The 13056-nt window shown below is 65.4% G+C and carries 7 protein-coding genes; 6 read left to right on the forward strand and 1 reads right to left on the reverse strand.

All coding sequences use genetic code 11. The features are described from left to right. The first annotated feature begins 632 nt into the window (after window positions 1–632). Window positions 633–5336 (forward strand): Ig-like domain-containing protein, encoded by a 4704-nt coding sequence (locus tag JTJ31_RS23110; RefSeq protein WP_207541108.1) that lies wholly within the window; start codon window positions 633–635, stop codon window positions 5334–5336. Window positions 5337–5616: 280 nt separating this feature from the next. Here JTJ31_RS23110 and JTJ31_RS23115 read toward each other — a convergent pair whose 3' ends face one another. Continuing rightward, window positions 5617–6762, reverse strand: a complete 1146-nt coding sequence (locus tag JTJ31_RS23115) for a competence protein CoiA family protein (protein ID WP_207541109.1) — start codon at window positions 6760–6762, stop codon at window positions 5617–5619. A 760-nt stretch (window positions 6763–7522) separates the two neighbouring features. Between JTJ31_RS23115 and JTJ31_RS23120 the strand changes: the two genes are divergently transcribed. From JTJ31_RS23120 to JTJ31_RS23140, 5 genes are all read left to right on the forward strand, one after another. Continuing rightward, window positions 7523–8134 (forward strand): carbonic anhydrase, encoded by a 612-nt coding sequence (locus tag JTJ31_RS23120; RefSeq protein ID WP_207541110.1) that lies wholly within the window; start codon window positions 7523–7525, stop codon window positions 8132–8134. A 574-nt stretch (window positions 8135–8708) separates the two neighbouring features. Next, window positions 8709–10067, forward strand: a complete 1359-nt coding sequence (locus JTJ31_RS23125) for an ABC transporter substrate-binding protein (protein WP_207541111.1) — start codon at window positions 8709–8711, stop codon at window positions 10065–10067. After that, window positions 10064–10816, forward strand: coding sequence for an ABC transporter ATP-binding protein (locus JTJ31_RS23130; protein ID WP_207541112.1), 753 nt, complete (start codon window positions 10064–10066; stop codon window positions 10814–10816). Before JTJ31_RS23125 ends, JTJ31_RS23130 begins: the two co-directional genes overlap by 4 nt. Then, the gene (locus tag JTJ31_RS23135; RefSeq protein ID WP_207541113.1) at window positions 10813–11586 is read left to right on the forward strand and encodes an ABC transporter permease; all 774 of its coding nucleotides are present in this window, start codon (window positions 10813–10815) and stop codon (window positions 11584–11586) included. Before JTJ31_RS23130 ends, JTJ31_RS23135 begins: the two co-directional genes overlap by 4 nt. Window positions 11587–11591: 5 nt before the next feature. After that, a complete protein-coding gene (locus JTJ31_RS23140) occupies window positions 11592–13052 on the forward strand; it encodes an amidase (RefSeq protein WP_207541114.1) in 1461 nt (486 codons plus the stop codon). Window positions 13053–13056: the final 4 nt, after the last annotated feature.

Raw genomic sequence — 13056 nt, forward strand, 5'->3', positions numbered from 1 at the left:
AGCCCGCGCCGATCCGCCGCACGCCGATGCTCCACCGTCCACGCCATCCGTCTGCTCCCGCGATCGTCCGCAGGACCAGCGAATCACATCCGATTCAGACGATTCAATTCCTTTCCGGATGGGCTCTTAGTCGCGGCTTTACATAAGGCGGCCCCTCGCCAAAGTAAGCTGTGCATCGTCCTTTCTTCGCACAAGTGGCGCTGCAGCGCGCCGAGAGGCGGAATCATTTTAGCTGTCGGCGGGCCGGGCCGCGCTTGGGCAGCGTCATAGCCGTTTCGCCAAAATACGAAGGATGCGCTTCAGCGAATTCACCTGCAGGCTCTGGCCTCTTTGCGTCAACAGATGCCATGTGCCCGGTGCGCTGCAATCAAAATGAAGCGTTCGATCACGCATACAACTATTTCGGGAACTGGCCTCGAATTTACAAACATATGCGCGTATAGCCAAAGTTATAGTCCGCATAGATCGTCTGGCAAATTGGCGCCCTCTTCTTGAACTGCTTAAAAACGAGCGGGGCGGATGTTTCTGAAGCGCGGCACAGGTACCGATTGCCTTCGTTTAAAGGGCTGGCGCGTCCGATCGCATCCGCAGGGGCAAGCGGCACTAACGCAGCTTCCTGCAAGGAGAAGACGATGTCCGGCACTGCTTCAATTTCGCTTGATCTCGATAGCTCCAAGGCTAGCACTGGCTATGAGACGACGTTCACCGAGGGGAGTGCTGCCGTCGCAGTTTCTTTCGGCGCGGTGATCAGTGATCCAGGCGTCGGCTCTGATGACGCCAATCTCATCAGGTCGCTCTCGATCAAGTTCGACACGACGACTATTGGCTACGTCTACCAAGCAGGCTCGGACAATCTGCTCTTCGACGCCTCTCTATATGGGGCGTCGGGTACAGCATCCCTCGTGGCCGTGTGGAGCACTACGACAAACACTTTGACTTTCACGCCGCGGAAGGGGAACACGGAGTCGAAGTTTGCTTTCGAGACGGCACTGAATTCCATCAAATTCGAGAACACGAGTGAGGCTCCAGTCACTGGCACGCGGGGCCTCCTCGTCACCGTAGTTGACGATGGCGGTGGAAGCGACACGATTCGGTCTGATGTCGAGGTCACGACCGTCAACATACAAGGAGTGAATGACGCGCCCTCCGGCAAAGACAAATCCATCACGATCCAGGAGGACGGAAGTTACACCTTCACGACGGCTGACTTCGGCTTCTCCGATGTGGATGGTAATACGCTGGCGGCCGTTAAGATCACTACCCTGCCGACGGCTGGCACGCTGAAGCTCGACAACGTTGCCGTTACCGAGGGACAGCTGATTACGGCGGCCAACCTCGGCAAGCTGACTTTTGTTCCCATGGCGAACGCGAACGGCCCCGCCTATGCCTCGTTCACCTTCCAAGTACAGGACAACGGCGGGATAGCCAACAGCGGTGTCGACCTCGACCCGACGCCGAACCAGATCACCCTGAATGTCACCGGGATCAATGACGCGCCCACCGCTGTGCTTCTCACAAACAACAAGGTGGATGAGAACTCCGTGGCCGGCACGGTTGTAGGCACGCTCTCGGCCACCGATGCCGACGTCGGCGATACCCACACCTTCGCCCTTGTTGCGGGTGCCGGCGACACGGACAACGGCAAGTTCACCATTGACGCCGTTACCAAGAGCCTCAAGCTCAACTTTGTCCCTGATTTCGAGACGAAGTCGAACTACAGCATCCGCGTTAAGGCGACCGACAGCGCCGGGGCTGCCACGGAACAGGTTCTGACGGTCAATATCTCTGACCTGGTGGAGAACCGCGCGCCGGCGCCAGTCGACGACTTGGGCGCGGCAGGGTTCGTGGCGATCGAGGGCGGGAGCGCCGCGGTCGGCGACGTCCTCACCAATGACAGCGACCCAGACGGCGATACGCTGCAGGTCACAGGCTTCAAGGTCGGCGCTACAGATTATGCTGCAGGCACGACTGCCACGCTCGCGAACGGCGCAACGCTGAGCGTAGCAGTAGACGGCACAGTGACGCTTACGCAAAACGGCAAATTCGATGTGCTGCCGGCGGGAGCCACTTCCGACTCCATTGCGTTCAGCTACACGGTTTCCGACCGTGCGGCCGGTGTGGCGGAGGCTCTCACAGCAACGGCAAATGCCGCCGTCACGGTCACCGGGGCCAATGACCAAGCTGCAATCAGCGGCACGACGAGTGGGGCGCTGACGGAGGACGCGGCGGCCAGCACGGCCAGCGGCGCGCTTGCCGTTGCCGACCCGGACGCCGGCGAGAACGTGTTCCAGGCTCTGGCCCCTGCGGCCTTGGTGGGCACCTACGGCGACTTCACCTTCAACGCTGCGACGGGTGCCTGGGCCTATACGCTCGACAATGCCAGGACGGCCGTGCAGGCGCTGGCGGCGGGCGAGGTCAAGGCTGACACGCTCACGGTCACCTCGAAGGACGGATCGGACAGCGAGACCATCACCGTCAAGGTCACCGGGGTCAACGACGCGCCGGTGGCCGGAACGGTGGCCGCGGTGAGCACGAACGAGGACACGCCGTCCGCCGCGATCGACGTGGTGGCGGCGGGCACGGACGTGGAGAACCAGGCCCTCAGCGTTGCGGGCGGGGCGGATGCTCCGACGGCCCTGCACGGCACGGTGGCGGTCGATGCTCAGGGTCGGCTCGTCTACACGCCGAATGCCAACTTCTTCGGCGCCGACACCATCACCTACAAGCTCACCGATGGCTCGGCCCTGTCTCAGGCCGCTACGGTCGCGATCACCGTCAATCCGGTGAACGACGCGCCGACCGCGACGGCGGCCCCGGCTCAGGGTGATGAGGACCTGGCCATCACCGGCTCGGTCGTGGGCGCGGACGTCGACAAGGACCTGCTCACCTACAAGCTGGCGGCCAACGGCGCGCCCCAGCACGGCACCGTGACGCTGAAGGCCGACGGGTCCTACTCCTACCAGGGCGCGAAGGACTACAACGGCCCCGACGCCTTCACGGTCGAGGTGTCGGACGGGAACGGCGGCACCACCACGGCGACCGTGAACGTCACCGTCAATCCGGTGAACGACGCGCCGACCGCGGATCCCACATCCTTCGCCGTTGATGAGGACGCTACCTACAAAGGAGCGCTTGTCGGGGCTGACGTAGATGTCGGTGACACCTTCACCTTCGTGAAGGTCGTGGGCCCAACCAATGGGACGCTGACGCTCTCGGCCGATGGAACATTCGAGTACTCGCCGACGGCCAACTACCATGGGGCTGACAGTTTCACGTTCCGGACCAAGGACGCCTCGGGAGCGTTGTCGGCAGTCCAGACAGCTCTAATCACGGTCAACTCGGTGAACGACGATCCGACGAATGCGGCGATCGGTACCGCAGCGGCTATCACCGTCGATGAAACCACCCTTGGGACTTCCTCCTCTGCGAATTACGCTGTCAACTTCGCGGCTGATTTCGGTGGTGATGGACCAGGAGCGAAGAGCTACTCGCTCCAAGCCACTGATGGCGCTGCCACCAACCTTGTGACCTCTGCCGGTGACCCAGTGAAGCTGAAGGTCATCGCCGGTGGCACGGAGGTGCAAGGCGTCCTCGCTGATGGGCTCACCCGAGTCTTCACGGCCACCATCAACTCGGCCGGAACGGTCACCCTGACCCAGCATATGGCGGTCAAACAGGGTACGGCCGGCAACGCCAACGAGAGCATCTCGCTCACGGCGGGGCTCATCAAAGTTGTTTCCAAGGTGACCGATTCCGACACCGGCGTCGCCATTGCGATGCTCGATCTACCCCTCGCCTTCCTCGATGACGGGCCGTCACTGACCTCCAAGGCCGGTGCCACGGCGCCCACGCTGACCAGCAAGGACGAGGATGCCAGCGAGGGTGTGCTCGCGACGCAGAGCTACGCCGCCATGTTCGACCCGAAATTCGGGGCGGATGGAGGCGCCATGTCTTACAAGCTCGTGGTCGCCAACGCCGCGAGTGGGCTCACCAGCATCAATAACAAGGCCATCACCCTTACGACTGACGGGACCGTCGTCACCGGCACAGAAGTCAGCGGCAACGTGGCCTTCACTCTCACCCTGAATGCGGCAACGGGTGAAATTACACTCGACCAGAAGCTGGCGATGAAGCACGGGGCAGCCCAGCCTTCCGTCTCCCTTGCCAGCGGCGCCGTGCAAATCGAGGGGATCGCCACTGACCGGGATGGCGACGCGACTTCACCCGTGCGTGCTGACGTCAAGGCAAGCTTTGTCGATGCCGCTCCGACCTTCGTCGGCTGGGACACGACCCTTGAGATGCAGTTCAAGAACTTAGCGTCCAAGTCCTTCAATCTGAATGTCGATTACGGTCATGACATCCCAGGGGGACCGGTGACGTTCGGGTCCTATGCTGAAGAATCAAACAATGGACTGATCGCCCGCATGAACGGGGGTGTGCTCGAATACGCCAGGAGCGATGATTTGAACGTCAAGGCGGTCTTTCGGATTGACCTGAAAGACGCCGACCCGGGGGTCGGGGTTGCCTACAATGTCGGCGTTCCCTTTGCTCCAAAAGGGCTCGTGCAGCAGATTGCCTTCGACAAGATCCCGGCAGGTTCGTCTCGCGAGACCATCACCGCTGCGCTGACGGGAAGCTACGGGGGGTCGATCACCATCAATGGGCTCTTGGCCGATGGGAAGGGCGTGCTCACCGATCCTGGAGCCAAGTCGACCAACGACGACATCAACCCCAACAGCATCGGTTTTGGCATCAGGGGTGGCCAAGCCAGCCAGATCAATCCGGGCGAGGCGTTCAAGGTGACTTACAACTCGCCTGGCTCCGGTGACCTGAACCACCTCACGCACCTCAGCTTCGATGTTTACGGAATCGGCAACATCGAAAATGTGACGGTCAAGTATGAGTTGTACCGTTTCGGGATGAACGGTGAGGCAGTGCTCATCGACACCGGTTCGCGGACGACGGCCAACGCTCTTGATGAATACGGAGCTGTCTCGAAGACGGGTCTGAAGCTCACTGACGGCTTGGCGCACAACATCGATCTGTTCGATGACGGGAACAAGGTAGGCGATGCTCCAGGGGGTAGTGCGGGAGTTGACGCAGGCGTCGGTGATTACTTCGACTATGCGATCGTGTCATTTGACTTCCCGAAGAACGCCAAGGGTGTGGTCGATCCGAACCAAGGAATTCGGGTGGGCACCTTCTTCACCGAGATCATCAAGACCCCCGACCCGGACTGGATTACGTTTGAGCTTCAGGCTGCCGACGCCGACGGAGACATCGGCCTCAGTGGGAGCACGCGGATGGACTTCAAGCCGGACTTGCTGTTCTCCTGAGTCTGACTGCCGGCGAGCATCTGTGCGGCGGGCCCGTTTGGCCCGCCGCGTCCCTACGGTGGTCACAACCACCTATTGGTTCCCTACCTTCTTGATCGGGAAATCGACGGTTGCCGCATCGTGCCCCTGAAGGCGCATCTTCAGGCCGTCCCGTGCACACTTGCTCACCGCTGCGTGACCTGGCCTGGGAGCGAGTGCGCGTGGCCTCGCGGGCAAAACGCGGCCGCACAGGCTCTCTCACTGTGGCCGGTCTATTCCTAACGGACCCAGTGTTCTGCTTTTACCCAAGCGGCCCATCGAGCCGAGCCCGCAATTCGTGTACGGCCTCGCGCACCCGTTCGGCCAGTTCCTGCTTTCTACGGCCGACCGCCACGACCCAGGCCCGCTCGGTCGGAATCCAGCGCGCTCCCATCGCCTTAAGCGCCTCAGCCCCCTGCCGGTCAAAGGGAAAGCGCAGCCGGATGCGGCGTATCTCAGCCCGGTCGTAAGCCACCTCCGCCGCCACGCATGATCCTCTTGCGCCCTCCAGCTCTTGTACCAATGCGAACACGCGGCGCTGGCGACCTGCGGCTTCCAGGTTGTCAGAGAGGCGTCGGAACTCGATGGCCTCCGGTGCCAGCTCGGCTTTCGCTTCGTAGGCCTGCCGGAGACCAGGAAAGGTCAAGGCAGCAGCCTGCCGGTCAAGCAGCAGGCCACAGCGTTCAAGCGCCGCGCGCCAGCGTGGCTCGTCCCCTACCGGCCTATAAGGCCGGGATGGAGCCGGGGCGGGACGCCAGCCCGGCCGGCCCCCCGCCCAGCGCGTCCAGCCATCCACCTGAGCGTGGGGCCACAACCACGCCTCCTCCTGCGGCAGCAATGGGGCGTCCCGAGGCGCATCTGTCCGGCAGTGCGGGCAGCGCAACCCGTCCCCGCCCCCAAGCCGCCGGCCGAGAGGGTCATCGCGAGCCTCGGGCGCTCCTTGGCACGAAGACGGCTGACGCCAAGGCCCGCGGCCAACAGGGTTGAGCCGTTTCGTGGGAATGATCCGGGTGTCCCAACGCCCGTTCACCTCGCCGAGCCGGACCAGGGCGTAAGGCGTGCGATGGTACAGTTCGCCGCAGCGCTGGCACTGCGCATCGTACCCCACCAGCGTGAAGGGTGCGGCGCCTGTTCCGTCACTCCAGACCAGTTGGCCCACGGCAAAGGCCGCGGCCCGACGGCGCACAGCGGCCTCTGCGTCCGCCTCGCCTGTGGGAAGCACGACCGCGGCCGGCTGATCGGGGCCGAGAGCAAGCCCCTCGGGGAGGGAGCGGAATAGCCAGAGCACTTGGAGGCCAGCTTGGTCGTAGCGCGCGCTGCGCCGACGTGTCTCGGCCGCGCTCTGGGGCGAGAGCTGGATCTCGATCACGCGCCGGACGCCCTCATGGGCGACGAGCACATCGGCCACCCACGCCTCTGGTCCATCTCCCCCACCGCGGACTTCGGTATCCGCTTGTGCGCCCACGGCGAGGGCAGCCTCGTGAGCAGCCGCCTTGAGGCGCAGATGCGCCTCGCTTTCGGGCTTTCCAAAGCGCCCGCAGGACGGAGAGCGGAGGTCGGGCTTATGGGCAAAGAAGCGCGTGCCACGGACGCTTTCCTTCGCCACAGCCGGCACGCCGCAGCAGGCCATGGCGAGCGCAGTTGGGCTGCCGCCTGCGCGCGACGCCGCACGCACATCCTCCCAGGACAGGTCATGCGGCAGCGCGCAAGCAAGGACAGGCCGTCCGCGGAGGAGCGCCTTCAGGGGCACGGTGCGCTAGACGTCGAACTCATCTCAGGGAAGATAGCGAGCCAAGCGATGGTTGTGACCAGCTTGGTGGACCCGTCCTCAGGGGCCGAACAAGCGGAGTTCTCCCAGCGGGCTGGCGCTGGAGGCTTTGCAAGTATCTGTGGATGCGGTGGGGATGCTCGGGCACGAAGCCACAGACACTTGCTTTTCCGGGTTCAGGCTTGATGTGGCATCTTGGATTGTCCTCATTTCGATTGGCCCTTGGCGCAACCGTATTGCTATTGCCGAAGTGCCCAACGGTGCAGGGACGAACTGGCTTGAGAAAGTGACCGATAGCGAATACGGCGACCCTGTCTCGGGGTCGCAAGCGCCCCCTCACCCGCACGGCTGCAATCTTGGCGCAGCAGTGGCGGACCCGGAACCTTGATATGGAGCCACGATGAAGCGCCTGCTTGCCGGCTATCGGAAGTTTCGGACCGAAATCTGGGCCAGCGAGCGGGATCGGTACGAAGCGCTGTCTCGGGAAGGCCAGCAACCCGAGACGATGGTCATTGCCTGTTCCGATTCCCGCGTTGATCCTGCAACTGTGTTCGGCGCAGGCCCCGGTGAGCTGTTCACCGTCCGCAACATTGCCGGTCTGGTACCGCCCTTCTCGCCCGATGGCGGCTTGCATGGAACCAGCGCGGCGCTCGAGTACGGTGTGCGGGTCCTGAAGGTGGCGCGCATCGTCGTGCTCGGTCATGCGCAGTGCGGAGGCGTGCGTGCTATGGTGCAAGGTGCCCCGCGCGACGCACAGGACTTCGTGGCGCCATGGATGGCCCTCGCCACACCGGTGCTCACTTGCGCGCCAGCAGAACTGACCGGCGACGACTTGCTACACCATTGCGAGATCGGTGTGGTGCGATTGTCGCTGGCTAATCTTATGACCTTTCCTTGGATCGCCTCGGCCGTGGCGGAAGGCAAGCTGGCGCTGCTTGGCTTTCAGTTCTCGATCTATACGGGGATGCTTACCCAAATTGATGGTGACGACGCAGCCAACGAGATCCTCTGATGCTCGCCCATGGACGACCTCCACGGCGACAACCTCGAGGAATTCCGGGCACCGCTCGCCGTCGCTGCGCATTAGGCGACCACGCGTCGCCTATGCGCCCGGGCCACTCGGCTCATACGCCAGAGGCTGGCTCTATCCCGCCGAACGGCTGATCAAGCTGCCGGAGCACATCCGGGACCGCCGCGGTCGTGCTCTTCAAAGGCCTGACCGCGCAGTACCTGATCAAAACCACCTACCCGGGTCTGACCCGGCCGCGGTGGCAAACGCTGCATCCATCGTTCCTGTCAGCCTGCCGACGCCGGATGTCGTGAAGCAGGTTGCCCTTGGCAGCGGTGGGCCCGCCGATTGACCTGCTACCACTGCCAAGAACTGTACGGCCGCGCCTAAATGCATCGTGGAGGAGGCCAGGACGTCACTGCCTTGACCCAGCTGCTCGAAGCCTGGGGTGGCGCCGAGGTTCCCGTGAGGCGGCAAAGCTGAAGAGATCAGGATCTTGACCTGATCAAAATGGCCTCAGCCTTCAGGCGTGAGAAGCCTCCGTTGAAATTCGGAGCATAGCGTCAGGAAGCGCGGCATGGCGGGTCCTTTCGGCGCGGCGCTCGCGACACAAATCACGCCACAAATCCACTACTTAAAATTGTTGAATTCGCGGTATGCTCACCCATCAGGTGACAATTACCCGCCCGCCTGTTTTATTGCGCTGCAAATGGACCACCACACCATGACCTCACCACTTTCCGCCCCCCTCGCGAGCCTGCGACGCCGCGCAATGAGCCGCGTTGTCGTTTCTGCGACCAACGCGTCACCGCCCCGCGCCATCCCTCATCCATCACCTCAGCAAGGACATCGCCGCATGTCCCGCATGACTCGCTTCCTCGCTGCCCTCGGCCTCTGGTGCAGTTTTTCGACCGGCTCGTCCGCCCAGGCGCCCGATCGCGTGGTGATCGGCCTTGCCATCCCGCTGACCGTAACGGATGGCGGCACCTACGCCATTGCCGAGGAGCTAGGACTGTTCCAGGCCGAGAACATCGTGGTCCAACACGTCGTTCTGCCCGGAGCCGGAGCCATCCTGCCGCAGGTTTTGCAGCGTCAGGTGACCTTCGGCTTTCCACTGACGGAGACGCTGCTGTCGGCTCACCAGCCGGGCCAAGCGCCGCTGCCGGTCGCGTATGTGTACAATGCGGGCCCATCGAACACGCTGGAGATCGCGGTGCGGACGGAAAGTCCTATCCGCACGCTTGCGGACCTCCGCGGGCGTGGCATCGGCGTGGGCGCATTGACCTGGGGCACCATCCCGCAGACTCGTGCGCTGCTGCGCAGTGTGGGTCTCGAGCCCGGGCGCGACGTGCAGATCGTGGCCGTCGGCGTTCTGGGCGCGGGCTTCCACGCATTGCGCGAGGACCGGGTGCAGGCCCTGAACTTCAACAGCACCTGGATCGACCTGCTCGAACTTGAGGGCACCCCGGCGCGGCGGCTGGAGTTCCCGCCGGTGTTCCGCCGCATGGTGACCAACGGCTTCCTGGCCCACCGTTCGACGATCGAAGGGAACCCCGGTCTCATCGAGCGCTTCGGCCGGGCCTACGCCGCCGCCACCGTCGCCTGCGACGCCAATCCACGCGCCTGCGTCGAAGCGTTCTGGCGTCGCAACGCCGCGGCCCGGCCGTCATCGGGTCAGGAGCAGGCGCTGGCAGACAACATCCGCATCGTGCAGCGCCATTTCGACCGCACCCTGCGGGATGACTCGGGCGCGCTCCGCATCCAGGGTCGCTACGACCTCGACATCATCCGTGACTATGTGCGCGAGATGCACCGCTGGCGCGAGTTCCCGACCGCCGACATCCCCGTCGAGCGCTACTTCACCAATGCCTTTGTGGAGGGGTTCAACCGCTTCGATCGCGCCGCGCTCGTCGCCCGCGCCCGCGCGCTCCCATGACGCCCGCCCTCGCGCTCGACGACGTGGGCTTTGGCTTCCCGGGCCGCAAGGTCCTGGAGGGGGTGTCCTTCGCCATCGCGCCCGGCGAGTTCGTGGTGGTGCTGGGTCCCTCGGGCGGCGGCAAGTCCACGCTGTTGCGCCTTGTCGCGGGGCTTCTTGAGCCCTCGTCCGGACAGCTGCGCATCGCGGGGGCTGAGGTGCGGGGGCCGCGCCGCGACGTCGGCATGGTGTTCCAGAAGCCCACGCTCCTGCCCTGGCGGACGGCGCTCGACAACGTGCTGCTGCCCGCGGGCTTCTCGCGTGGCGCCAGCGCCACCGAGCGCGCCCGCGCCCAGGAACTGCTGGCCGCAGTCGGCCTGCCCGACGCCGCCTCTCTCTACCCCGCGCAGCTCTCGGGCGGCATGGCGCAGCGCGTGGGCCTCGCGCGCATGCTGCTGCACGATCCCGACCTCCTGCTCCTCGACGAGCCCTTCGCGGCGCTCGACGCGATGACGCGGGAGCGCATGACGCTCCTCCTGCAGGAGTTGTGGCTCTCGCGCCCGCGCGCCGCGCTCTTCGTCACGCATTCGATTCCGGAGGCTCTGCTGCTCGCGGACAGGGTAATCGTGCTGGCGGGACGGCCAGGCCGCATCCAGGTGGATTGGCGTGTGGACCTGCCGCGCCCGCGCCGGCCAGAGACCATGGCCGATCCCGCCTTCAACGAGATGGCGCTCGCGCTGCGCCGCGAGTTCGATCTGGTGGCCGCATGACCCGCCTGTTCCCGCCGCTCGTCACGCTCGTGCTGATCCTCGGCGCTTGGCAGTTTGCCACGGGGCCGGGCGGTCTGCCCTCCTACCTGCTGCCGGCGCCCTGGCCAGTGGCGTGGGCTATCTGGGACGGGCTCGTGGGCGGCGCCTTTTGGCCGCACCTTGGCTTCACTCTCACGGCGACCCTGACGGGCTTCGCCATCGGCAGCGTCTCAGCCATCCTTGTCGGCGCGCTGGTCGCGGAGTCGCGCCTCTTCGAACGCTTCGTCTATCCCTACCTCGTCGCCATCCAGGCCATGCCGAAGGTGGCGCTGGCGCCGCTGATCCTCGTCTGGTTCGGCTTCGGCCTCGCCTCAAAGGTCGTGCTCGTGGCGTTGATCTGCTTCTTTCCCCTACTGGTGAACACCATCACCGGCATTCGCGGCGCCGACCGCGACCTGGTCGAGATGGCGCGCTCCTTCTCGCGCTCGCCGGCCTTCGTGTTCCTGCACGTCAAGCTGCCGGCCGCGGCGCCGGGCATCATGGCAGGGCTTCAGATCGGGATCGTGCTCGCGCTCATCGGCGCCATCGTGGGGGAGTTCGTCGCATCTGACCGCGGCGTCGGCTACCTCATTGGCTCGGCGACCGTGAACATGAACGTCACCGCGATGTTCGCGGGCGTCCTCGTCCTGGCCGCGGTTGGCATGGCGGGCAGTGCCATCATCCGCGCCCTGCATCGCCGCGTCGTGTTCTGGGAGGCCGATCCGCGCCTCCCCCCACCCTCCGAAGGTTGATCCACGTGGCTGACGAAAACCTCGCTTACCTGCCGGCCTGGGCCCTGATCGAGCGGCTGCAGCGCGGCACCATCACGGCGCGCGCCCTCCTGGAGGCGCAGCTGGCGCGGGTGGCGCGATACAACCCTGAGATCAACGCCGTCATCCACCTGGACGCTGACCGCGCCCGCCGTGCCGCCGACGCGGCCGATGCAGCACGTGCCGCAGGCGCGCTGCTCGGCCCGCTGCACGGCCTGCCGATGACGGTGAAGGAAACCAACAGCGTCGGAGGCTGGCCGAGCACCTGGGGCGACCCTGCGCTGCGCGACCATGTGCCCGCCCGGAGCGCGGAGGTGGTCCGGCGGCTCAAGGCAGCGGGCGCCGTGCTGTTTGGCAAGACAAACGTGCCGATCGGCGCCCTCGACTGGCAGAGCTACAACGCCATCCACGGCACCACGCGCAACCCTTGGGACATGGCGCGTTCGCCGGGCGGATCCTCCGGCGGCTCGGCGGCCGCGCTGGCTGCGGGGCTGACCCCGCTTGAGCTTGGCGGCGACGCCGGCGGCTCCATCCGCATCCCCGCGCATTTCTGCGGCGTCGTAGGCCACAAGCCGACACCGGGGGTGGTGCCGTCGGAAGGCAATGGCCGTCCGGGGGACATTCTGGAGAATGACCTCTCCGTGGCCGGGCCGATGGCGCGCAGCGTGCGGGACCTTGCGCTCGCGCTCGACGTGCTGGCGGGACCGGCCGGCGGGCGGGCGCGGGCTTGGCGCCTCGCCCTGCCGCCGCCACGGGCCACGCAGCTCAGCGGGTTGCGGATCGCGGTCGTGACGGATTCGCCGGTGGCGGAGGTGGACCGCGGCTACCAGGACGCCATCCTCGCGCTCGGGCGGAGGCTGGAGGGAGCGGGCGCCCGTGTGACGCTGGGCGCCCTGCCCTTCGCAGACCATGCCACGCACCACGCCACCTATCTGCGTCTGCTGCGCGGCAGCGCCGCCGCCCGGCTGACGGAGGCCAGCTTCGCCACTGCGGTCGCGGCGACCGAGAGGCCGGGGGCTAACCCGCCGTCCGCCTACGTTGCGCAGACTCAGGCGGCGTATGCCCAGCGGCACCGCGACTGGCTATTGGCGCAGGAGGCACGCGCCCGGTTGCAGGCCGATTGGGCTGCCTTCTTCGAGGAATTCGACGTGGTGGTCGCGCCCTGCTCCACCGTGCCCGCCTTCCCGCTGGACGAGGCGCGTCCGCGCGAAGAGCGGGTGCTGCGCGTGAACGGGCGTGACGCCGACTACAACGACCAGCTCTTCTGGGCCGGCCTTGCGACGCTGCCCGCCCTTCCGGCGACGGCGGTGCCCATCGGCCTGGACGGGCACGGTCTCCCGCTTGGCGTACAGGTCATTGGGGCTGCATGGGAGGACCGGAGCACGCTCGCCGCCGCCGCCGGGATCGAGACGCTCACACCCTTCCGGCCACCACCAGGCTTCGCATAGCGCA

It is taken from the genome of Sabulicella rubraurantiaca (assembly GCF_017355885.1).
Lineage (GTDB): Bacteria > Pseudomonadota > Alphaproteobacteria > Acetobacterales > Acetobacteraceae > Roseococcus > Roseococcus rubraurantiacus.